Origin of the sequence: Demequina gelatinilytica, assembly GCF_000971115.1 — a bacterium.
GTDB lineage: Bacteria > Actinomycetota > Actinomycetes > Actinomycetales > Demequinaceae > Demequina > Demequina gelatinilytica.
In genome coordinates this window covers 25126-45812 of record NZ_BBLV01000010.1, presented here as the reverse complement: position 1 = coordinate 45812, position 20687 = coordinate 25126, and the positions used below count along the sequence as shown (strand labels likewise).

Annotated in this window: 34 protein-coding genes and 1 pseudogene; all 35 read right to left on the bottom strand. The window is 68.7% G+C overall.

Annotated elements, in window-relative coordinates; genetic code table 11:
• Window position 1 precedes the first annotated feature (1 nt).
• The gene (locus tag AOM00_RS09795) at window positions 2-886 is read right to left on the bottom strand and encodes a class I SAM-dependent methyltransferase (RefSeq protein WP_228373465.1); all 885 of its coding nucleotides are present in this window, start codon (window positions 884-886) and stop codon (window positions 2-4) included.
• Window positions 873-1616: a DedA family protein gene (locus AOM00_RS09790; protein WP_062517607.1), complete on the bottom strand. Its 744-nt coding sequence runs from the start codon at window positions 1614-1616 to the stop codon at window positions 873-875. Before AOM00_RS09790 ends, AOM00_RS09795 begins: the two co-directional genes overlap by 14 nt.
• Window positions 1617-1783: 167 nt before the next feature.
• Complete coding sequence (glmM, locus tag AOM00_RS09785) at window positions 1784-3145, bottom strand: phosphoglucosamine mutase (RefSeq protein WP_062517606.1); 1362 nt, start codon at window positions 3143-3145, stop codon at window positions 1784-1786.
• A 10-nt stretch (window positions 3146-3155) separates the two neighbouring features.
• Complete coding sequence (gene rpsI, locus AOM00_RS09780; protein ID WP_062383914.1) at window positions 3156-3641, bottom strand: 30S ribosomal protein S9; 486 nt, start codon at window positions 3639-3641, stop codon at window positions 3156-3158.
• A 23-nt stretch (window positions 3642-3664) separates the two neighbouring features.
• Window positions 3665-4108, bottom strand: a complete 444-nt coding sequence (gene rplM / locus AOM00_RS09775; protein WP_042213112.1) for a 50S ribosomal protein L13 — start codon at window positions 4106-4108, stop codon at window positions 3665-3667.
• 182 nt (window positions 4109-4290) lie between these two features.
• Entirely contained in the window at window positions 4291-5145 is an 855-nt protein-coding gene (gene truA / locus AOM00_RS09770; RefSeq protein ID WP_062517605.1) for a tRNA pseudouridine(38-40) synthase TruA, read from the bottom strand.
• 40 nt (window positions 5146-5185) lie between these two features.
• A complete protein-coding gene (gene rplQ / locus AOM00_RS09765; protein WP_062517604.1) occupies window positions 5186-5704 on the bottom strand; it encodes a 50S ribosomal protein L17 in 519 nt (172 codons plus the stop codon).
• 18 nt (window positions 5705-5722) lie between these two features.
• On the bottom strand, window positions 5723-6709 hold the full coding sequence (locus AOM00_RS09760; protein ID WP_062303333.1) for a DNA-directed RNA polymerase subunit alpha: 987 nt from the start codon (window positions 6707-6709) through the stop codon (window positions 5723-5725).
• A 155-nt stretch (window positions 6710-6864) separates the two neighbouring features.
• A complete protein-coding gene (gene rpsK / locus AOM00_RS09755) occupies window positions 6865-7254 on the bottom strand; it encodes a 30S ribosomal protein S11 (RefSeq protein WP_062303331.1) in 390 nt (129 codons plus the stop codon).
• Window positions 7255-7257: 3 nt separating this feature from the next.
• Window positions 7258-7626 (bottom strand): 30S ribosomal protein S13, encoded by a 369-nt coding sequence (gene rpsM / locus AOM00_RS09750; protein ID WP_062517603.1) that lies wholly within the window; start codon window positions 7624-7626, stop codon window positions 7258-7260.
• A gap of 128 nt (window positions 7627-7754) precedes the next feature.
• Window positions 7755-7868 (bottom strand): 50S ribosomal protein L36, encoded by a 114-nt coding sequence (gene rpmJ / locus AOM00_RS15230; RefSeq protein ID WP_062069916.1) that lies wholly within the window; start codon window positions 7866-7868, stop codon window positions 7755-7757.
• A gap of 48 nt (window positions 7869-7916) precedes the next feature.
• Entirely contained in the window at window positions 7917-8138 is a 222-nt protein-coding gene (infA, locus tag AOM00_RS09745; RefSeq protein WP_042213122.1) for a translation initiation factor IF-1, read from the bottom strand.
• A 229-nt stretch (window positions 8139-8367) separates the two neighbouring features.
• Entirely contained in the window at window positions 8368-8637 is a 270-nt protein-coding gene (locus AOM00_RS09740; protein WP_062517602.1) for a hypothetical protein, read from the bottom strand.
• 142 nt (window positions 8638-8779) lie between these two features.
• The gene (locus AOM00_RS09735) at window positions 8780-9382 is read right to left on the bottom strand and encodes a hypothetical protein (protein WP_062517601.1); all 603 of its coding nucleotides are present in this window, start codon (window positions 9380-9382) and stop codon (window positions 8780-8782) included.
• Window positions 9383-9498: 116 nt separating this feature from the next.
• Window positions 9499-10071, bottom strand: a complete 573-nt coding sequence (locus tag AOM00_RS09730; protein ID WP_062517600.1) for a hypothetical protein — start codon at window positions 10069-10071, stop codon at window positions 9499-9501.
• 177 nt (window positions 10072-10248) lie between these two features.
• Window positions 10249-11055: a type I methionyl aminopeptidase gene (map, locus tag AOM00_RS09725; RefSeq protein WP_062517599.1), complete on the bottom strand. Its 807-nt coding sequence runs from the start codon at window positions 11053-11055 to the stop codon at window positions 10249-10251.
• A 7-nt stretch (window positions 11056-11062) separates the two neighbouring features.
• Window positions 11063-11626 (bottom strand): adenylate kinase, encoded by a 564-nt coding sequence (locus AOM00_RS09720; RefSeq protein ID WP_062517598.1) that lies wholly within the window; start codon window positions 11624-11626, stop codon window positions 11063-11065.
• Window positions 11626-12924, bottom strand: a complete 1299-nt coding sequence (gene secY, locus AOM00_RS09715) for a preprotein translocase subunit SecY (RefSeq protein ID WP_062517597.1) — start codon at window positions 12922-12924, stop codon at window positions 11626-11628. Before secY ends, AOM00_RS09720 begins: the two co-directional genes overlap by 1 nt.
• A 79-nt stretch (window positions 12925-13003) precedes the next feature.
• Window positions 13004-13693 carry a 50S ribosomal protein L15 gene (gene rplO / locus AOM00_RS15225; RefSeq protein WP_082096875.1) on the bottom strand — a complete coding sequence of 230 codons (690 nt, stop codon included), beginning with the start codon at window positions 13691-13693 and terminating at the stop codon, window positions 13004-13006.
• Window positions 13693-13875 carry a 50S ribosomal protein L30 gene (rpmD, locus tag AOM00_RS09705; RefSeq protein WP_062293932.1) on the bottom strand — a complete coding sequence of 61 codons (183 nt, stop codon included), beginning with the start codon at window positions 13873-13875 and terminating at the stop codon, window positions 13693-13695. Before rpmD ends, rplO begins: the two co-directional genes overlap by 1 nt.
• A 2-nt stretch (window positions 13876-13877) precedes the next feature.
• Complete coding sequence (gene rpsE / locus AOM00_RS09700) at window positions 13878-14447, bottom strand: 30S ribosomal protein S5 (RefSeq protein WP_062303312.1); 570 nt, start codon at window positions 14445-14447, stop codon at window positions 13878-13880.
• A 26-nt stretch (window positions 14448-14473) separates the two neighbouring features.
• Window positions 14474-14845 (bottom strand): 50S ribosomal protein L18, encoded by a 372-nt coding sequence (rplR, locus tag AOM00_RS09695; RefSeq protein ID WP_062517596.1) that lies wholly within the window; start codon window positions 14843-14845, stop codon window positions 14474-14476.
• Window positions 14846-14848: 3 nt separating this feature from the next.
• On the bottom strand, window positions 14849-15385 hold the full coding sequence (gene rplF / locus AOM00_RS09690) for a 50S ribosomal protein L6 (protein WP_062303307.1): 537 nt from the start codon (window positions 15383-15385) through the stop codon (window positions 14849-14851).
• A 21-nt stretch (window positions 15386-15406) separates the two neighbouring features.
• Window positions 15407-15805 carry a 30S ribosomal protein S8 gene (rpsH, locus tag AOM00_RS09685; protein ID WP_062517595.1) on the bottom strand — a complete coding sequence of 133 codons (399 nt, stop codon included), beginning with the start codon at window positions 15803-15805 and terminating at the stop codon, window positions 15407-15409.
• Window positions 15806-15862: 57 nt separating this feature from the next.
• Complete coding sequence (locus tag AOM00_RS09680) at window positions 15863-16048, bottom strand: type Z 30S ribosomal protein S14 (protein ID WP_042213145.1); 186 nt, start codon at window positions 16046-16048, stop codon at window positions 15863-15865.
• Window positions 16049-16051: 3 nt separating this feature from the next.
• On the bottom strand, window positions 16052-16612 hold the full coding sequence (gene rplE / locus AOM00_RS09675) for a 50S ribosomal protein L5 (protein ID WP_062517594.1): 561 nt from the start codon (window positions 16610-16612) through the stop codon (window positions 16052-16054).
• Window positions 16612-16950, bottom strand: a complete 339-nt coding sequence (gene rplX / locus AOM00_RS09670) for a 50S ribosomal protein L24 (RefSeq protein WP_062517593.1) — start codon at window positions 16948-16950, stop codon at window positions 16612-16614. Before rplX ends, rplE begins: the two co-directional genes overlap by 1 nt.
• Window positions 16950-17321: a 50S ribosomal protein L14 gene (gene rplN / locus AOM00_RS09665; protein ID WP_062293953.1), complete on the bottom strand. Its 372-nt coding sequence runs from the start codon at window positions 17319-17321 to the stop codon at window positions 16950-16952. Before rplN ends, rplX begins: the two co-directional genes overlap by 1 nt.
• A gap of 58 nt (window positions 17322-17379) precedes the next feature.
• Window positions 17380-17667, bottom strand: a complete 288-nt coding sequence (rpsQ, locus tag AOM00_RS09660) for a 30S ribosomal protein S17 (protein WP_062303299.1) — start codon at window positions 17665-17667, stop codon at window positions 17380-17382.
• A gap of 18 nt (window positions 17668-17685) precedes the next feature.
• Window positions 17686-17916, bottom strand: a pseudogene (rpmC, locus tag AOM00_RS09655) (50S ribosomal protein L29); the annotation flags it as partial.
• Entirely contained in the window at window positions 17916-18335 is a 420-nt protein-coding gene (rplP, locus tag AOM00_RS09650) for a 50S ribosomal protein L16 (protein ID WP_062303297.1), read from the bottom strand. The pseudogene rpmC and the gene rplP, both read right to left, overlap by 1 nt.
• Window positions 18336-18337: 2 nt before the next feature.
• Window positions 18338-19147, bottom strand: a complete 810-nt coding sequence (rpsC, locus tag AOM00_RS09645) for a 30S ribosomal protein S3 (RefSeq protein ID WP_062303295.1) — start codon at window positions 19145-19147, stop codon at window positions 18338-18340.
• 11 nt (window positions 19148-19158) lie between these two features.
• Complete coding sequence (gene rplV / locus AOM00_RS09640) at window positions 19159-19518, bottom strand: 50S ribosomal protein L22 (RefSeq protein WP_062303292.1); 360 nt, start codon at window positions 19516-19518, stop codon at window positions 19159-19161.
• A 31-nt stretch (window positions 19519-19549) separates the two neighbouring features.
• Window positions 19550-19828, bottom strand: coding sequence for a 30S ribosomal protein S19 (rpsS, locus tag AOM00_RS09635; RefSeq protein ID WP_042213173.1), 279 nt, complete (start codon window positions 19826-19828; stop codon window positions 19550-19552).
• Between the two features lie 12 nt (window positions 19829-19840).
• Window positions 19841-20680 carry a 50S ribosomal protein L2 gene (gene rplB, locus AOM00_RS09630; protein ID WP_062303289.1) on the bottom strand — a complete coding sequence of 280 codons (840 nt, stop codon included), beginning with the start codon at window positions 20678-20680 and terminating at the stop codon, window positions 19841-19843.
• Window positions 20681-20687: the final 7 nt, after the last annotated feature.

The following is a 20687-nucleotide window of genomic DNA, read 5'->3' as shown; positions in this document are numbered from 1 at the left end:
GCTACCGCGCCCTCGCGACCACGGTGAACGTGCAGGGCATGCGCCGCGCATCGTCCCCCGGCCACTCGAAGTCGCCGTCCTCGCGCTCGACCATGCGCTCCGCGAAGCGCCACGGCAGCGTCCGGCCCTCCTCGAGCGCCACCAGCTCCAGGCCCGCCCCCAGCAGGACCCCGACGATCTCGCTGAGCGGGTGCGGCCACTCGTAGGTGCGCGTGCTCGCGACCTTGCCGTCGCCCACGTACGTGGTCTCCTCGTCCCACGCGAGCGGCGCGCCGTCGCCGAAGTACGGGTAGCGCGTCGCCAGGCCGTCGGCCGTCTCGTCGAGCGCGTACAGCGCCGGGTGGCCGTCGCGGATGTAGAAGATCCCGCCCGGGCGCAGGAGACCCGCGATCTGGGCGGCCCAGCGCGCGAGGTCGGGCAGCCACGTGATGGTGCCGATGCTCGTGTAGACCACGTCGAAGCGCTGGTCGCCGCCGAGCGCGGCGTCGACGGCCGCCTTGGCGTCCAGCACATCGGTCCGGACCCACGCGGCATCGATGCCCAGCTCGCGCGCGAGCGCCGAGGCGGCCTCGAGGGCGGCAGGTGAGAAGTCGACGCCGACGATGCGCGCGGCTCCGGCGCGGGCCAAGGAGACGGTGTCGGTGCCGATGTGGCACTGGAGGTGGCACACGTCGAGGCCCGCGAGCCCGTCGGGCAGGAACCGCCGCAGCGCGTCCAGGTCCGTGCGGACCACCTGGGACAGATGCGCGGGGTCGTCCCGGTAGCGCTCGAGGCCGTACGCCTCGGTGTGGAGCGGGACGCGATCCTCCCAGTTCGCGAGGTTGGCGTCGCGCGCCTCCGGGTACGCGACGTCCGCCTCGGTGCCGCCCGGGTCAGTCGGCATCATCGGCGCCACCCTCCGCCGCGCGACGCTCCCGACGGGTCGGGCGCACCTGGAGCTCGCCCGTGACCAGACGCTCCTCGATCTCAGCGGAGAGGTCGGGCAGCTCGGGCTCGGCGAAGCCGAGCCTCGCGAGGATCTTGTCGATGAGGATGCCGATCACGATGCCGCCCACCACGCCGACGGCGATCGACACGAGCAGGTTCTCGAAGATCGAGCCGGCCCAGATGCCGAGCGCCGTGCCGTAGGTCGCCCAGATGACCACCGCGACCGCGTCGACGATCATGAACCATGGACGCGGGTACCTCAGCGCTCCCGCGGTGAGGTTCACCGCGACCCGTCCCATGGGGATGAAGCGCGCCGCGATGATGAAGGTGGTGCCCCGGCGCTCGAGGGTCGACTCGGCCCAGTCGAGCGTCTTGCGCATGCCGGCGCGCGCGAAGAACGGATGCTTGCGCACGTCGAGCTTGGAGCCGATCAGGTACGCGAGCTGGTCGCCGCACCACGCTCCGGCCGCCGCGAAGATCCATACGAGCCACACCCACGGGGTGCCGGTCTGCTTCCATGCGGTCGCGGTCGCGATCACCACGGACTCCGAAGGCACCACGGGGAAAACGCCGTCGATCAGCGAGAGCAGGTACACGCTCGGGTAGATCCACAGCGATTCCATGAGCGACTCGACCCAGATCTCGAGTTCATGGGACCAGTCGGTCAGCAGGTGCCAGAGGTCGTTCACGCGGCCAAGTCTGGCAGGTGTCCGAGGCCGCCGCGATGGGGTGATCCCCGGATACACCCTGACAGTGCCAACGGAACTCACCGCGACACGCCAACGCTCGACGCCCGATCCCGCCCTTCGCCCGGCGTGCCGGGACCAGGTCCGTTGGGACTGTCGCGGGGGGAGCGCTAGAGGCTGAGCCGCGTGCGGACGACCTCCGCGAGGGCGTCGGCATGGCGCTGCGCCTCCTCGGCGGTCGCGGCCTCGACCATGACGCGCACCAGCGGCTCCGTGCCCGACGGGCGCAGCAGCACGCGGCCGGTGTCGCCCAGCTCCCTGCGGGACGATGCGACGGCCGCCTGCAGCGCGAGGTCCGTGTAGACGCGTGAACGGTCGGCGCCGCGGACGTTCACGAGCACCTGCGGCAGGGACTCGATGTCCGCGCAGAGATCCCGCAGCGAGCCGCGCGCCGCGACCTGCGACGTCATGAGCAGCGCCGTGAGGACGCCGTCGCCCGTGGTCGCGTAGTCCGCGACGATGAGGTGCCCCGACTGCTCACCGCCGAGCGTGTAGCCGCCCTCGCGCATCGCCTCGAGCACGTAGCGGTCCCCGACGGCCGCCTCGACCATGTCGATCCCCGCGCGCCGCATCGCGAGGTGCAGGCCCAGGTTGCTCATGACGGTCGCCACGAGCGTCGAGTGGTAGAGCGAGCCCGCGTCGCGCATCGCGATGGCCAGCACGCCCATGATCTGGTCGCCGTCGACGACCGCGCCGGTGTGGTCCACCGCAAGGCAGCGGTCCGCGTCGCCGTCGAACGCCACGCCCAGGTCGGCGCCGTGCTCGAGCACGGCGGCCTGCAGCGGGCCCAGGTGGGTCGAGCCCACGCCCTCGTTGATGTTGAGCCCGTCCGGCTCCGCGTTGATGGCGGTGACGCGGGCGCCGGCCTTGGCGAGCGCCGCAGGGCCCACCTGCGAGGCCGCGCCATGCGCCGCGTCGACCACGATGTGCACGCCTTCGAGCGGCGTGTCCGAGCCGGCGAAGGACCGCACGGACGCGACCACGTGCTCGACGTACTCGTCGGCCAGGTGCGCGGACGGGACGATCCGGCCGACATCGGCGCCGACGGGCCGGGACCACGCCTCGCCCACGCGGGCCTCGATGGCCGCCTCGACCGAGTCGTCGAGCTTGTGGCCACCGCGCGCGAAGAACTTGATGCCGTTGTCCGGCATGGCGTTGTGGGACGCGGAGATCACCACGCCCAGGTCCGCCTCGGTGGAGGCGGTCAGGTACGCCACCGCGGGGGTGGGCACCACGCCGAGGTCGAGGACGTCGACCCCCGCGGAAGCAAGACCGGCCGCGACAGCCGCTCCCAGGAACTCGCCTGAGATGCGGGTGTCGCGGCCGATGACGGCCACGGGACGGTGGCCGGAGAACTCGCCCCGCTCCCCCAGGACGTGAGCCGCCGCGACCGAGAGGTCGACGGCGAGCTCCGCTGTGAGATCGCGGTTCGCGAGGCCCCGGACACCGTCCGTGCCGAAAAGTCGCGCCATGCGCGAGAGATTAGCGCTTCGAGTACTGAGGCGCGCGGCGGGCCTTCTTGAGACCAGCCTTCTTGCGCTCGACGACGCGGGCGTCACGAGTGAGGAAGCCGGCCTTCTTGAGGGTGGCGCGGTTGTTCTCCTCGTCGATCTCGTTCAGCGCGCGGGCGACGCCGAGGCGAAGCGCACCGGCCTGACCCGAGGGGCCGCCACCGTGGATGCGGGCGTGCACGTCGAACTTGCCCTCGATGTCGAGGAGCGCGAACGGCGAGTTCACCAGCTGCTGGTGGACCTTGTTCGGGAAGTAGTCCTCGATGTCGCGACCGTTGATGGTCCACTTGCCGGTGCCGGGCACCAGGCGGACGCGGGCGACGGCCTCCTTGCGGCGGCCGAGGCCGGCGCCGGGGGCGACGTTGGTGACACCCTTGCCGCGCTCGGCAACGGTCTCGGTGGTGTACTCGGACGGGGTCTCGTTCTCGACCTCGGTGGTCACATCTGCCACTTTCATCAATCCTTAAGCTTCTGCGGCGCTTACTGCGCGACCTGGGAGATCTCGAAGACCTCGGGCTGCTGCGCGGCGTGCGGGTGCTCCGCGCCGGCGTAGACCTTGAGGTGCTTGAGCTGAGCGGCACCGAGCTTGGTCTTGGGCAGCATGCCCTTGACCGCGTTCTCGATCACGCGACGGGGGTTCTTCTCGAGCAGCTCGCCGATCGGCACTGCGGAGAGACCGCCCGGGAAGCCCGAGTGGCGGTAGACCATCTTGTCGGTGAGCTTGTTACCCGACAGGGCAACCTTCTCAGCGTTGATGACGATGACGAAGTCACCGCCGTCGACGTGGGGCGCGAAAGTCGCCTTGTGCTTGCCGCGGAGCAGCGAAGCGGCCTGGGAGGCCAGACGACCGAGGACCACGTCAGTAGCGTCGATGACGTACCAGTTCTTGGTGACGTCACCCGGCTTGGGAGAAAACGTACGCACTGTGAAGCCTTACTTCTACTCGTTCTGGTGGACGATGCCGTGGAGGCATCGCGAAGCAATCGGTCGGCGGGTCCTGCGGCGGCGAGTGGGAGGCACCGTCCACGAGGGAACGCACAACGACGCACCATCATACGCGGCCCGGCGCGGAATCTCAATCCGAGGGTCCCGGGCACGCGCGTCGGTCACGGAAGCGTGCGCCGCCCTCGCGTAGCCTCCGCGCGCGCGGCGAGCAGCGCATCGTCCGGGTAGGAGACCTCCTCGAGCGTGAGGCCATGCGCCGGAGCGACCGCGATCGCCTGCGAGCGGCCCTCCGAGGCCGCGACGACCGCGAGCCAGTCGAGGTCGCGACGCCCCTCCCCCACGGCGAGCAGCGCGCCGACCAGCGACCGCACCATGGAGTGGCAGAACGCGTCGGCGCGCACCGTCGCGACCACCAGCCCCGCATCCGGGCCGTCGCTCTCACGGCGCCAGCTCAGCTCGAGCAGGTCGCGGATGGTGGTCGCACCCTCGCGACCACGGCAGAACGCCGCGAAGTCGCGCAGCCCGGTGAGCGTCGACGATGCGGCGTTGAGCGCGTCCACGTCGAGCGGGCGGCTCACCGCGACCACGTGGCGACGTTGCAGCACATCCGGGACCGCGTCGGTGACCCGGTACGCGTAGCGGCGCTGGGTCGCGGAGAAACGGGCGTCGAAGCCCTCCGGGGCCACGGACACGGACCGGACGACCACATCGTCCGGGAGCACGCCGTTGAGGCGCGTGAGCAGCCCGGCCGCGGGCGCGCGGTCGGACCGCCCGGGCATGCGCGCCCAGGCCTGCGCGTCGAGGTCGACGTGGGCGACCTGGCCGCGGGCGTGGACGCCGGCGTCGGTGCGGCCGGCGACCGTCACGCGGGGCTGTGCCTCCTGGCGGACGATGCGCGCGAGGGCGTCCTCGAGGACGCCCTGGACGGTACGGAGCCCGGGCTGGGTCGCCCAGCCGCTGAAGCCGGTGCCGTCGTAGGAAAGGTCGAGGCGGGCCCGCACAGTCTCAGGGAGCATGTGCGGACCCGCCTCGGATCGCCTTGATGGAAGGCTGGGGTTACTTGGCGTCGTCGGCGGCCTCGGCCTCGACGGCCTCGGTCTCGACAGCCTCGACGGTCTCCTCGGCCGCGGGGGCCTCCTCGACCTTCTCCGCCTTCTTCGGCGCAGCCTTCTTGGCGGCCTTCTCGGCCTCCTTGGCGACGGCCTTCTTCGCGGGGGCACCGAACTCGACGAGCTCGATCACGGCCATGGGCGCGTTGTCACCCTTGCGGTTGCCGACCTTGGTGATGCGGGTGTAGCCGCCGTCACGCTCGGCGAAGCCGGGGCCGATCTCGGTGAAGAGCTTGTGGACGACGCCCTTGTCCGAGATGATCCCGAGCACCTTGCGGCGCGAGGCGAGGTCGCCGCGCTTCGCGAAGGTGATGAGACGCTCGGCGTGCGGGCGCAGGCGCTTGGCCTTGGTCACGGTGGTGGTGATGCGGCCGTGCTCGAAGAGGCTCTGCGAAAGGTTCGCGAGCATCTGACGCTCGTGCGCGGGACCGCCGCCCAGGCGGGCACCCTTGGTGGGGGTAGGCATGATTGAGAATTCTCCTTGTTACTCGTCGCTGCCCGAGAAGTAGACGGACGAGCCGCTGTCGTACTCGACGGCGCCGTCCTTCAGGGAGAAGCCCAGCTCGGCGAGCTTCTCCTTGACCTCGGTGATCGACTTCTGGCCGAAGTTGCGGATGTCCATGAGGTCCGCCTCGGAACGCGCGGTGAGCTCACCCACGGTGTGGATGCCCTCACGCTTGAGGCAGTTGTAGGACCGCTGCGTGAGGTTGAGCTCCTCGATCGGCTGGTTGTAGTCCTCCTCGAGCGACTCGTCCGTCTCGGACGGGCCGATCTCGATGCCCTCGGCAGCCTCGTTGAGGCCGCGCGCGAGCGAGAAGAGCTCGACCAGCGTCGCACCGGCGGACGCCACGGCGTCGCGGGGCGAGATCGAGTTCTTGGTCTCGACATCGATGACCAGCTCGTCGAAGTCCGTGCGCTGCGCGACACGGGTGGCCTCGACCTTGTAGGTCACCTTGAGGACGGGCGAGTAGATCGAGTCGACGGGGATCTGACCGATCTCCGCGTCGTAGCTCTTGTTCATCGCCGCGGGCACGTAGCCGCGACCGCGCTCGACCGTGAGCTCGACCTCGAACTTCGCCTTCGCGTTGAGGGTCGCGATGTGGAGGTCCGGGTTGTGGATCTCGACGCCGGCCGGGGGCTGGATGTCAGCACCCGTGACGACGCCCGCGCCCGACTTGCGCAGGTACATCACGACGGGCTCGTCGTTCTCCGACGAGACCACGAGGTTCTTGAGGTTGAGCAGGATCTCGGTCACGTCCTCCTTCACACCATCGATGGTGGTGAACTCGTGGAGGACGCCCTCGAAACGCACCGACGTGACGGCAGCGCCCGGGATGGACGACAGCAGCGTGCGGCGGAGCGAGTTGCCGAGCGTGTAGCCGAAGCCCGGCTCGAGCGGCTTGAGCGAGAACTGCGAACGGTTCTCCGAGATGACCTTCTCGGTCAGCGTGGGACGCTGTGCGATCAGCACGGTTGTTTCCTTTCCGAGCATCCGCTATCTGATGCTCGAGGGTTCCCGGTCGGGATCGGTCCGACTGGGGCCAGAAGCTGGAAATGAGGGGTGGCCACGGGCCGATGCACGCATCGGCCCGCGACCAGGAGCGCGGGCTCACCCGCGCGGGCGTGCTAGTTGCGGCGGCGCTTCGGCGGGCGGCAGCCGTTGTGCGCCTGCGGGGTGACGTCCTTGATGGAGGTCACCTCGAGGCCGGCGGCCGTCAGCGAACGGATCGCGGTGTCGCGGCCGGAGCCCGGGCCCTTGACGAACACGTCGACCTTGCTCATGCCGGCCTCGGTGGCGCGGCGAGCGGCAGCCTCGGCAGCCATCTGCGCGGCGTAGGGCGTCGACTTGCGCGAGCCCTTGAAGCCGACCTGGCCGGAGGACGACCACGACACCACGGCGCCCGAGGGGTCCGTGATGGAGATGATCGTGTTGTTGAAGGTGGACTTGATGTGCGCCTGACCGTGCGCGACGGTCTTCTTGATCTTCTTGCGCGGCTTGCGAGTAGGAGCGGCCATGTCTTACTTCTTCTTTCCGGCGACGGTCTTCTTGCGGCCCTTGCGGGTGCGGGCGTTGGTCTTCGTGCGCTGACCACGGACGGGCATGCCGCGGCGGTGGCGGAGGCCCTGGTAGTTGCCGATCTCGACCTTGCGGCGGATGTCGGCGGCCACCTCGCGGCGCAGGTCGCCCTCGACGGTGAAGTTGGCCTCGATGTAGTCACGGATCGCGACGAGCTGCTCGTCGTTCGCGTCCTTGACGCGCAGGTCCGGGCTGATGCCGGTCGCCGCGAGGATCTGCTCGGCGCGGGTGCGGCCGACGCCGTAGATGTAGGTAAGTGCGATCACCATGCGCTTGTCGCGCGGGATGTCGACACCGACGATGCGTGCCATTTCTGGTTCTACTCCATCAGTAGTCGGAGGTCTGACGCTCGACCGCCCCGCTGTTGTCTAGCGCGGGCCCCGGCCTCCGAGCCGGGGGTTTGATGCATAGGGTCGAACGAGGATGTTCTCGGGTGTGTCTAGCCCTGACGCTGCTTGTGGCGCAGGTTCTCGCAGATGACCATCACTCGGCCATTGCGTCGGATCACCTTGCACTTGTCGCAGATGGGCTTGACGCTGGGCTTAACCTTCATGGTTCTTTCCTGCGTCGCTCAGGCGCGCGAAGACGCCGTCGCGACGACTCACTTGTAGCGGTAGACGATGCGGCCGCGGGACAGGTCATAGGGGCTGAGCTCCACCACCACGCGGTCCTCGGGGAGGATCCTGATGTAGTGCTGTCGCATCTTGCCGGAGATGTGAGCGAGCACGAGGTGCCCGTTCGTCAGCTCCACTCGGAACGATGCGTTCGGCAGTGCTTCGACCACCACGCCCTCGACCTCGATGACGCCGTCCTTCTTAGCCATGAACTCCGCTAACGTTGATTGACAGGGGTGTGGGCGCGCAAAAACGCCCAACGGAAAACTATACGGCAATCTCCGCGACCTCTCAAGCGGGGACGCGCGTCATCGCGCGAACGGGCATCGGCCCCTCCACGGATCCCTCGCAAGCCAGGGCGGGCGCGTCGTCGCGCCGGTCCCACTGTACGCGCAGCGGCGCGCGGAAGGGAGCCCCCGTGGACGCCGCGCGGGCGGCTCAGCGGAACGCGTTGCGCAGGCGCTGCACCGCGAGGCCGGCGATGCGCGGGTCCCGGTGGTCCGCGAGGCGCCGCACCACCGACGAGGGTGTCCGCGGGTTGGCGAGCAGGGCGGAGATGACCTCCGGGCTCGAGTCGTGCCCGAGCGAGACGAGAGCGCCCATGGGGCAGTCGGCCCGGCCGGCGACCGCCGCGCGCACCGATGCATCACGATGCACGGCCAGCGGCAGCAGCTGGGAACCCGTGAGCTCCGGGTCCAACGCCTTCATCACGTCCTCGGACTGTCCTCGAGCCGGAACCACCACGTCGTGCCTCCCCACGCTTGCCGTTGTGGAAAGTATTTACCCGTGTCGGTGCCAACGCCTCAAATCGGTGTGACGAACCAGACATCGCGAAACATCTGCGACATCTTCACCCGTGCCCGGCGGCACCGTGTCCCGGCGGGACCTGAGGCCGCGGCGCAAGGGCGCGAGGGCTGCGCGCCCGGACCGGCGCCTCCCCCGGGACGGGCGCTTGAGCACGCTGCTGCCGGCCCGCGCGGTCCTCGAGCTCCGCGACGCTCACGGTGCCCTTGCCCAGCACCGCTCCCTCGAGGGAGCGTCGGGCGAGCCGCGCCACGTCCTCGCGACGATGCGCGGCGAGCGTCTCGAGCACCGGGGTGGGCGTCCCTGCGTTGCGCGCGAGCGCCTTGAGCACGCTCGGCTCGCGATCATGGCTCAGGGCGCCGGCGATGGCCACGGCAAGCCCGGCGCTCGAGGCGAGCGCCACCCGCACGGATGCCCGACGGTCGTGCACCAGGGTGGCCTGGATCGCGAGGGGGCAGTCCGGACGCGCCGCGATCGCCTCGCGCACCTCAGGAGCGCGATGCCCGCCCAGCGCGGCGAGGCGAGCCCGGTCCAGCCCGTCCGCGCGGGCCTCGTTGACGAGCGCGCGCACGCCGTCGTCGCGGCGCCCCGCTGCCACGGGCACGCCGGACGCCGCCATGAGCGCGTGCGACCAGCCGTCGTCCGACACCTCTCCCCCTCGCGTCGAGTAGCGAGAGGCTAAGCGTCCCCGGTGAGCAACGGCTGACCGCCGGGTGTCCGTCCGATGACGCGCCGACGAATCCTGGGTGTCCGCCGCTGCGGCGCCTACCGCTCGGAGGGCGGGAGGAAGCCCCGCACCGGCGCGGTCCGCACCGGACGCGGCGCGGCCGCGGTCACGGGCTCGGCCGGCACCATCGCGGCGGCGAGCATCGCCTCGCGTCGAGCGTGGGACTCCTCGAACACACGGTCGCGCAGCTCCGGGGTGTCCCGCGCATCGGCGCGGCCCGAGCGGTCGCGGGCGTCGAGCGCCGCGACGGCGGCCGCGCGCACCGACTCCTTGCGGCTGCCGGCGAGGGCGTCGAGCAGCTCGGCCCCGGTGACAGGGTTCCTCGCCACCGCGAGGAGGACGCTCTCCTGCTTGTCCCGGGCGAGGTTCTCCAGGAGCGAGTGGAGCACGCGGGGATTCGCGGCGAGCGCGCAACGCACGGGCGCTGCGGAGTCGTGCGCGAGGGTGACCATGAGGCCGAACGGGCAGTCGGGGCGCCCCGCGAGCGTCTCCCTGACCACGGCGTTGCGCGAGCTTCCCAGCTCCTGCATGCGTTCCTTCGAGAGGTCCGCGGACGCGGCCTCCTCGACCTCGTCGCTCGTGCCAGGGGCGTAGTTGAACCCTCGCGCCATCGTGCCCTCCCTCAGCCCGCCGGCGTCCGGGTGCGCCGGGTGGCCCGAGGCTAGCGCGGGGTCTTTGCCCCTGGAAGGCGCGCGTGTAAACGCTGTGTGAACAGCATTCGCGCCTTCACCAGGGACGATGCGCCGCAAACGGCGCAAAGGCGGCCGCCTGGGCGAGGCCCGGCGGCGCTACGGGGCGACGGGGGTGATGCCCAGCGGCACGAGGCGCGAGGCGCCTCCGTCCGACGCGGTGAGCACCCAGATGCCATCCTCGTGGACGGCCACCGAGTGCTCCCAGTGGGCCGCGCGCGACCCATCGAGCGACACCACGGTCCACTCGTCGGCGAGCACCGCGGACTCCGAGGTCCCGATCACCAGCATGGGCTCGATCGCGAGGCACATGCCGTGCTGCACGTGAGGGCTCCGCCCCCGCGTGCGGTAGTTCGGTACATCGGGCTCCATGTGCATCGCCGTGCCGATCCCGTGGCCCACATACCCGTCGAGGGGGTGAAGGCCGGCGGCCTCGGCAACGTCCTCGACGGCGGCGCCGACCTCGCCGATGCGGCTCGCGCCTGCCAGCGCCGCGATCCCCGCCCACAGCGAACGCTCGGTGACGGTGACGAGCTTCGCGTCGGCATCGCTCACCGGCTCGCCGACGATGAAGCTGATGGCGCTGTCACCGTGCCAGCCGTCCACCACGGCGCCGCAGTCGATCGAGACGACGTCCCCGTCCGTGAGCACGCGGTCGCCGGGGATCCCGTGGACCACCTCCTCGTTGACCGAGATGCAGATGGTCGCAGGGAAGCCGTGGTAGCCGAGGAAGTTCGACGTGGCCCCGGCCTCCGCGATGACCCGCGCCGCCTCGGCATCCGCCGCGGACGTCGAGGCGCCGGGCACGCACGCGGCCTTCGCCGCGGCGAGCGCACGCTCGACGATCACGCCCGCCTGGGCCATCACCCGCATCTGCTCGCGGGTCTTCAGCTCGATGCGGGCCATGAGCGGATCAGCGCGCGACGGCCGCGACGAGGCGCTCGGTGACCTCGTCGATCTCGCCGAGCCCGTCGACCTGCACCAGCAGGCCCTTGCCCGCGTAGAACGCGGTGAGCGGAGCGGTGGACGCGGTGTAGACCTCGAGACGCTTGCGGATCACCGGCTCGGTGTCGTCCGCGCGGCCCTCGATCTCGGCACGCTTGAGCAGGCGCTCGGTGACCACGTCGAAGTCCGCCGTGATCTCGATCGCCACGTCGAGCTCGACGCCCAGGTCGGCCAGCATCGTGTCGAGCTCGACCGCCTGCTCGGGGTTGCGCGGGTAGCCGTCGAGCAGGAAGCCCTGAGCCGCATCGTCCTCGGCGAGGCGCGCACGCACCATGGCGTTCGTCACCTCGTCGGGGACCAGCTGGCCGGCGTTCATGTACTCCTGCGCCTTGCGGCCCAGCTCCGTGCCGCCCTTGACGTTGGCACGGAAGATGTCGCCAGTGGAGATCGCGGGGACGCCGAACCGCTCCGTGAGACGGGCGGCCTGCGTGCCCTTGCCGGCGCCGGGGGGACCAAGAAGAACTGCGCGCATTACCGGAGGAACCCTTCGTAGTGGTGCTGCTCGAGCTGGGACTGGATCCGCTTGACGGTGTCGAGACCGACACCCACCAGGATCAGGATCGACGTGCCACCGAACGGGATGGACGTCCCGAGCCCGAGCGCCGCGAACATGACCGTGGGAACGAGCGCCACGATCGCGAGGTAGATGGAGCCGGCCGCGGTGATGCGCGAGAGCACGTAGTCGAGGAACTCCGCGGTCGGGGTGCCGGGACGGATGCCCGGGATGAAGCCGCCGTACTTCTTCATGTTGTCCGCCACCTCGACCGGGTTGAACGTGATCGCGGTGTAGAAGTAGGCGAAGAAGACGATGAGCAGGATGTAGAGCGCGATGTGCAGCGGAGCGCTGTTGTTCGCGATGTGGTTGTTCATCCACACCACCCAGCCCGAGGGGTCCTCGCCCTGGAACTGGATGATCACCTGCGGCAGCGTGAGCAGCGAGGACGCGAAGATCACGGGGATGATGCCCGCCATGTTGATCTTCAGCGGGATGTAGGTGGACGAGCCGCCCAGCATCTTGCGACCGACCATGCGCTTCGCGTACTGCACGGGGATCCTGCGCTGGGACTGCTCGACGAACACGACCGCGGCGATCACCGCGAGGAGCGCGAGCGCCACCAGGAAGGTGTTGCGCGCGCCGTTGGTCGAGTTCCAGATCGAGGACACCATGCTGGGGAAGCCGGCGGCGACCGAGGTGAAGATCAGCAGCGACATGCCGTTGCCGACCCCGCGCTCCGTGATCCGCTCGCCGAGCCACATGATGAAGACGGTGCCCGCGGTCATCGTGAGGATCATCGTGAGGATGACGTTCCACGAGTCGTTGGGGATCACGCTCTGGGAGCAGTTGGGGAAGAACAGCCCGTTGCGCGCCATGGTGATGTAGGACGCGGACTGGATGGCGGCGAAGCCCACGGTGATGTACCGCGTGTACTGCGTCAGCTTGGCCTGGCCCTCCGAGCCCTCCTTGTGGAGCGTCTCGAAACGGGGGATCAGCACGCGGAGCAGCTGCACCATGATCGACGCGGTGATGTACGGCATGATGCCGAGCGCGAAGATCGAGAGCTGCAGCAGCGCGCCGCCCGAGAAGAGGTTGAGGATGGCGAACGCACCGGTGGCGGAGCTCTGGCTCAGGCAGAACTCGACGGCCTCGTAGCTCACGCCAGGGGTGGGGATGGCGACACCGAGTCGGTAGATCGCGATGATCCCGATGGTGAAGAGGAGCTTCCTCCGAAGGTCGGGGGTGCGGAACGCACTCATGAAGCCACTCAGCATTGATCCTCCATGGATTTTTCGTCAGGACGAGGATACGCGACCGGGCCCGTCCTCCTGGACGGGCCCGGTGCGATCACTTCTAGCCCTCGTTGACCGAGCCGCCGGCGGCCTCGATCTTGGTCTTCGCCGACTGCGAGACCTTGTCGGCGTCGACGAGCGTCACCTTGACGGAGATCTCGCCATCGCCGAGGACCTTGACCGGCTGGTTGCGGCGGACCGCACCCTTCTCGACCAGGTCCGCCTTGGTCACCTCGCCGCCCTTGGGGAACAGCTCGGAGAGCTGGCCCACGTTGACGACCTGGTAGTAGACCTTGAACGGGCTCTTGAAGCCACGCAGCTTCGGGATGCGCATGTGGATGGGCGTCTGACCACCCTCGAAGCGCTCCGGAACCTGGTAGCGGGCGCCGGTGCCCTTGGTACCGCGACCGGCGGTCTTACCCTTGGACGCCTCACCACGACCCACGCGGGTCTTCTTGGTGTGCGAACCCGGGGCGGGACGCAGGTGGTGCACCTTGAGGGTGCTCACCTTCTCCGCGGGCTCCTCCGCCTTCGGCGCGGCCTTCTTGGCAGCCGGCTTCTTGGCGGCGGGCTTGGCCTCGTCGGTCGCGGCGTCGGCCTTCTTCGCAGCAGGCTTCTTCGCGGCCGGCTTCTTGGCAGCGGGCTTCTCCGCAGCAGCGGAAGCAGCCTTGGCCGGAGCCTTCTTGGCGGCCGGCTTCTTGGCGGGCTTCTCCTCGACGGACTCGTCCGCCGGCTTCTTGGCCTCAGCCATCAGTCAACCTCCTCCACGGTGACCAGGTGGTCCACCGCCTTGACCATCCCGCGGATCTCGGGACGGTCCTCCTTCACGACGATGTCGCCGATGCGCTTGAGGCCGAGCGACCGCAGGGTCTCGCGGTGCTGCGGCTTGGTGCCGATCGCCGACTTCTTCTGAACGACCTTGAGTCGTGCCATGACTACTTCACCCCCGCTGCCTGCGCGCGGAGCATCGCGGCCGGGGCCACGTCCTCCACGGCCTTGCCGCGACGGGCCGCGACGGCCTCGGGGCGCTCGAGGCGCTTGAGGGCGTCGACGGTCGCGTGCACGATGTTGATCGCGTTGGACGAGCCGAGCGACTTGCTCAGCACGTCGTGGATGCCGGCGCACTCGAGCACCGCACGCACCGGACCACCGGCGATCACACCGGTACCCGGCGACGCGGGGCGCAGGAACACGACACCCGCGGCGGCCTCACCCTGCACGGCGTGCGGGATGGTGCCCTGGATGCGCGGGACACGGAAGAAGTTGCGCTTGGCCTCCTCGACACCCTTCGAGATCGCGGCCGGCACCTCCTTCGCCTTGCCGTAGCCGATGCCGACGTTGCCCTCGCCGTCACCGACGATCACGAGCGCGGTGAAGCTGAAGCGACGACCGCCCTTCACGACCTTGGCGACTCGGTTGATGGTGACGACGCGCTCGACGAACTTGTTCTCCGGCTCGTTGTCGCGACGGTTCCCGCCGCGACGGCCGCTGTTGTTGTCAGCCATAAGTCTTCCTCACTCCTGGCCGCGCCCTAGAGGGCGAGGCCCGCCTCTCGGGCGCCGTCAGCCACAGCCGCCACGCGACCGTGGTACTTGTTGCCGCCACGGTCGAACACGACGGCCTCGATGCCGGCAGCCTTGGCGCGCTCGGCGACCAGCTGGCCGACCTTCGACGCCTTGGCCGTCTTGTCGCCGTCCAGCGCGCGGACGTCGGCCTCGAGGGTCGATGCCGACGCGAGGGTCTTGCCCACGGTGTCGTCGACGATCTGCGCGACCATGTGACGGGTCGAGCGGGTGACCACGAGGCGGGGACGAGCAGCGGTGCCGGAGATCTTCTTGCGCAGGCGGAAGTGGCGACGCTTGCGCTGGATCGCCTTGCCCTTGCCCTTGATTGCGATACCCATGTCTTACTTACCCGTCTTTCCTGCCTTGCGGCGAACCTGCTCGCCGGCGTAGCGGACGCCCTTGCCCTTGTACGGCTCGGGCTTGCGAATCTTGCGGATGTTCGCCGCAACCTCGCCCACCTGCTGCTTGCTGATGCCGGCAACGGTGAACTTGGTGGGGCCCTCGACCGTGAAGGTGATGCCCTCCGGCGGGGTCACGACGACCGGGTGCGAGAAGCCGAGCGCGAACTCGAGGTCCGAGCCCTTGAGCGCGACGCGGTAACCCGTGCCGACGATCTCGAGCTTCTTCTCGTAACCGGAGGTGACGCCGGTGACCATGTTCGCGATCAGGGTGCGGGTCAGGCCGTGGAGCGACTTCGAGAGACGCTCGTCGTTCGGGCGCTTGACCTCGAGGCCCTCATCGCCCTTCTCGACGGTGATGGGAGCGGCGACGGTGTGCGTCAGGGTGCCCTTGGGGCCCTTCACGGTGACGTCGGCGCCTTCGATGGTGATGTCCACTCCGGAGGGAACCGGAACGGGGATCTTGCCAATGCGGGACATTGCTCTTGTTCTCCTTTCCGGTTACCAGACGAACGCGACGACCTCGCCGCCGACGCCCTTCTTCTCGGCCTCACGGTCGGTCAGCAGACCGGAGGAGGTGGACAGGATGGCCACGCCGAGGCCGCCGAGAACCTTGGGCAGGTTCGTGGACTTCGCGTAGACGCGGAGGCCGGGCTTCGACACACGGCGCACACCGGCGAGCGAGCGCTCGCGGTTCGGGCCGTACTTCAGCGTGAGGGTGAGGGTCTTGCCCACCTCGGCGTCCGCCACGGCGGAGCCGGAGATGTAGCCCTCGGCCTCCAGGATCGAGGCGATGTTCGCCTTGAGCTTGGAGTGCGGCATCGACACGGTCTCGTGGTACGCCGCGTTCGCGTTGCGCAGACGCGTCAGCATGTCTGCGATGGGGTCAGTCATCGTCATGAGTCTTGAACTCTTCCTCGCCGTGGTTTCCCCGCAGGGGACCTGTGGCGTAGTGGTTTACCAGCTGCTCTTGGTGATGCCGGGAAGCTCACCACGGTGAGCCATCTCGCGGAAGCACACGCGGCAGAGGCCGAACTTGCGGTACACCGAGTGCGGACGGCCGCACTTCTGGCACCGGGTGTAGGCACGGACGGCGAACTTCTGCTTGCCGGCGGCCTTGTTCTTGAGCGCAGTCTTGGCCATGGCCTACTTCTCCTTGAAGGGGAAGCCCAGCTGCTTGAGCAGCGAGCGGCCCTCGTCGTCGGTGGTGGCGGAGGTCACGACCGTGATGTCCATGCCGCGGACGCGGTCGATCTTGTCCTGGTTGATCTCGTGGAACATCGACTGCTCCGTGAGACCGAAGGTGTAGTTGCCGTTGCCGTCGAACTGCTTCGGGCTGAGGCCGCGGAAGTCGCGGATACGGGGAAGCGCGATCGAGAGCAGGCGGTCGAGGAACTCCCACATGCGGTCGCCGCGCAGCGTGACGTGCGCACCGATCGGCTGGCCCTCGCGCAGCTTGAACTGCGCGATGGACTTGCGGGCCTTGGTGACCTGCGGCTTCTGGCCGGTGATGGCGGTGAGGTCCGCGATGGCACCCTCGATGAGCTTCGAGTCCTTCGCGGCGTCGCCCACACCCATGTTCACGACGATCTTGGTGAGACCGGCGACCTGGTTGATGTTCTCGTGCCCGAACTCCTCGCGCAGCTGCGCGATGATCTCGTTGCGGTACTTCTCCTTGAGACGCGGCAGCGTGGTCACGTCGCCCATCAGACGTCCTTACCCGAGCGCTTGGCGACACGCACGCGCTTGATACGCGTACGGCCGTTCTGCTCGACCTCTTCCGTGCGGTAGCCCACACGGGTGCCCTTCTTGGTCTCCGGGTCCACGAGCATCACGTTCGAGATGTGGATCGCAGCCTCGACGGTCACGAGGCCACCCTCGGCGTTGTCGCGGCGGGTACCCGGCTTGATGTGCTTGGTGACACGCTGGATGCCCTCGACGACCACGCGCTCACGCTCGGGGTCGACCGACAGCACGCGGCCCTGCTGACCGCGGTCACGGCCGGCGATGACGACGACGAGGTCGTCCTTCTTGATCTTCGCCATCAGATGACCTCCGGTGCCAGCGAGATGATCTTCATGAACTTCTTGTCGCGCAGCTCGCGGCCCACGGGGCCGAAGATGCGGGTGCCGCGCGGGTCACCATCGAGGTTCTTGAGGATCACCGCAGCGTTCTCATCGAAACGGATGTACGAACCGTCGGGACGGCGGCGCTCCTTGGTGGTGCGCACGACGACCGCCTTGACGACATCGCCCTTCTTGACGTTGCCGCCGGGGATCGCGTCCTTGACGGTGGCGACGATGATGTCGCCGATGCCGGCGTAGCGACGGTGCGAGCCGCCGAGCACGCGGATGCAGAGAACTTCCTTCGCACCCGTGTTGTCGGCGACGCGGAGTCGCGACTCCTGCTGAATCATGTCTGTCTCCTGTCGTCTGGTTCTCGCTCACTCCGAGCGAGCCTGGTCGAACTAGTAGTTACTTGGCCTTCTCGACGATCTCGACCAGACGCCACCGCTTGGAAGCGGACAGCGGGCGGGTCTCCATCACGACGACGAGGTCGCCGATGCCGGCGGTGTTGAGCTCGTCGTGGGCCTTGATCTTGCTGGTGCGGCGCATGACCTTGCCGTAGAGCGGGTGCTTGACGCGGTCCTCGATCTCCACGGTGATGGTCTTGTCCATCTTGTCCGACGTGACGTAGCCACGGCGCGTCTTGCGGTACGCCCGGTGCTCCGACGTCGCAGTCGTCTGCTTCTTGGTCGACATATCTGTTCCTTATGCCTTCGCGGAGGGCGCGGTGCGGATACCGAGCTCGCGCTCACGCAGGATCGTGTAGATGCGCGCGATGTCGCGCTTGACGGCCTTGAGGCGGCCGTGGTTCTCGAGCTGACCGGTGGCCGACTGGAAGCGCAGGTTGAACAGCTCCTCCTTGGCCTTCTTCAGCTCCTCGACCAGGCGCTCGTTCTCCATGGCGTCCAGCTCGGACGGCATGAGGTCCTTGGTACCGATGGCCATTAGATGTCACCACCCTCACGGGTCACAAAGCGGGTCTTCATGGGGAGCTTGTGCTGCGCGCGGCGCATGGCCTCGCGAGCGAGCTCCTCCGGGACGCCGGCGAGCTCGAACATGACCCGACCGGGCTTGACGTTCGCGACCCACCACTCGGGCGAGCCCTTACCGGAGCCCATGCGGACCTCGGCAGGCTTCTTGGTCAGGGGGCGGTCCGGGTAGATGTTGATCCAGACCTTTCCGCCACGCTTGATGTGGCGGGTCATCGCGATACGGGCCGCCTCGATCTGGCGGTTGGTGACGTAGGCGGGCTCGAGAGCCTGGATGCCGAAGTCACCGAAGGCGATGGCGGTGCCACCGGTCGCAGCGCCCGAACGCTTCGGGTGGTGCTGCTTGCGGTGCTTCACACGACGGGGGATAAGCATTCTCAGCTCTCCTTACCGGCCTCGGCGGGAGCCTCGGCAGCAGGGGCGTCGGCCGCGGGGGCCTCGGCCGAACGGGGGGCGGCGTCACGACGCGGGCCGCGGTCGCCACCGCGGCGGTCGCCACGGCCACGCTGCGGACGGGGGGCCTTCGCCTGCTCGGCGGCCCACTCCTTCTCCGTCATGTCGCCCTTGTAGATCCACACCTTCACACCGATCTGGCCGAAGGTGGTGCGGGCCTCGAAGAAGCCGTAGTCGATGTTCGCGCGGAGCGTGTGCAGCGGCACACGGCCCTCACGGTAGAACTCCGAGCGCGACATCTCGGCGCCACCGAGGCGGCCCGAGCACTGCACGCGGATGCCCTTGGCACCGGCACGGAGCGCGGACTGGATGCCCTTGCGCATCGCACGGCGGAAGGCGACGCGCGAAGCGAGCTGCTCCGCGATGCCCTGCGCGACGAGCTGCGCGTCGATCTCGGCGTTCTTGACCTCGAGGATGTTGAGCTGGACCTGCTTGCCCGTCAGCTTCTCGAGGTTCGCACGGAGCTTGTCCGCCTCGGCGCCGCGGCGGCCGATGACGATGCCCGGACGAGCGGTGTGCAGGTCGACGCGGACACGCTCACGCGTGCGCTCGATCTCCACCTTCGAGACACCGGCGCGCTCGAGGCCCTCCGACATCATCTTGCGGATCTTGACGTCCTCGTCCACGTAGTCGCGGTAGCGCTCGCCCTTCTTGGTCGAGTCGGCGAACCAGCGCGAACGGTGGTCGGTCGTGATGCCCAGGCGGTAGCCGTGGGGGTTGACCTTCTGTCCCATTACTTGGCCCCTTACTTGGCAGCGACCGGGGTCGCGACGGTGACGGTGATGTGGCAGGAACGCTTGAGGATGCGGTTCGCACGACCCTGAGCGCGCGGCTGGATGCGCTTCATGGTCGGACCCTCGTCCACAAAGATCTCCTTGATGACGAGCTCGCGCTCGTCGAAGCGCTCGCCGGCCTTGTCGGCCTTCACACGCGCGTTGGCGATCGCCGAGTCGATGAGCTTGCGCACGTCGACGGCCACGGCCTGCGGCTGGAACTTCAGCGAGGCCGAGGCCTCCACAGCGTTCTGACCACGGACCAGGTTCACGACGCGGCGAGCCTTCTGGGCGGTCACGCGGATGTACCGCGTCTGCGCCTTGGCTTCCATGTTCTAACTCCTCTTACTTCGCTCAGGCGCCTTAGCGGCGGCCCTTGCGGTCGTCCTTGACGTGGCCCTTGAACGTGCGCGTGGGAGCGAACTCACCAAGCTTGTGGCCGACCATCGACTCGGTGACGAACACCGGGACGTGCTTGCGGCCGTCGTGCACGGCAAAGGTGTGACCCAGGAAGTCCGGCGTGATGACCGAACGACGCGACCAGGTCTTGATGACGTTCTTGGTGCCCGCTTCGTTCTGGGCGTCCACCTTCTTGAGAAGGTGGTCGTCGATGAAGGGGCCCTTCTTGAGGCTACGAGGCATGTCCAGGCTCCCTTATCGCTTGTTCTTGCCAGTCTTGCGGCGACGCACGATGAGCTTGTCGCTTTCCTTGTTGGGCTTGCGGGTACGGCCCTCGGGCTTGCCCCAGGGCGAGACCGGGTGGCGACCACCGGACGTCTTGCCCTCACCACCACCGTGCGGGTGGTCCACCGGGTTCATGACGACACCACGGACGGTCGGGCGCTTGCCCTTCCAACGCATGCGGCCGGCCTTGCCCCAGTTGATGTTCGACTGCTCGGCGTTGCCGACCTCGCCGATCGTCGCGCGGCAGCGCGCATCGACGTTGCGGATCTCACCGGACGGCATGCGCAGCTGCGCGTAGGGGCCGTCCTTGGCGACGAGCTGCACCGAGGCACCCGCCGAGCGGGCGATCTTGGCGCCGCCGCCGGGCTTGAGCTCGATCGCGTGGATGACCGTACCGACGGGGATGTTGCGCAGCGGGAGGTTGTTGCCGGGCTTGATGTCGGCGCCGGCGCCGTTCTCCACGCGGTCGCCCTGGCCGAGCTTCTCGGGGGCGATGATGTAGCGCTTCTCGCCGTCCGCGTAGTGCAGGAGCGCGATGCGGGCGGTGCGGTTGGGGTCGTACTCGATGTGCGCAACGGTCGCGGGCACACCGTCCTTGTCGTGACGACGGAAGTCGATCACGCGGTAGGCGCGCTTGTGACCGCCACCCTGGTGACGGGTGGTGATGCGACCGGTGTTGTTGCGGCCGCCCTTCTTGTGCAGCGGGCGGACGAGCGACTTCTCGGGCGTCGAGCGGGTGACCTCGACGAAGTCGGCGACGGACGAGCCACGGCGGCCCGGCGTCGTCGGCTTGTACTTACGGATAGCCATGAGTGCT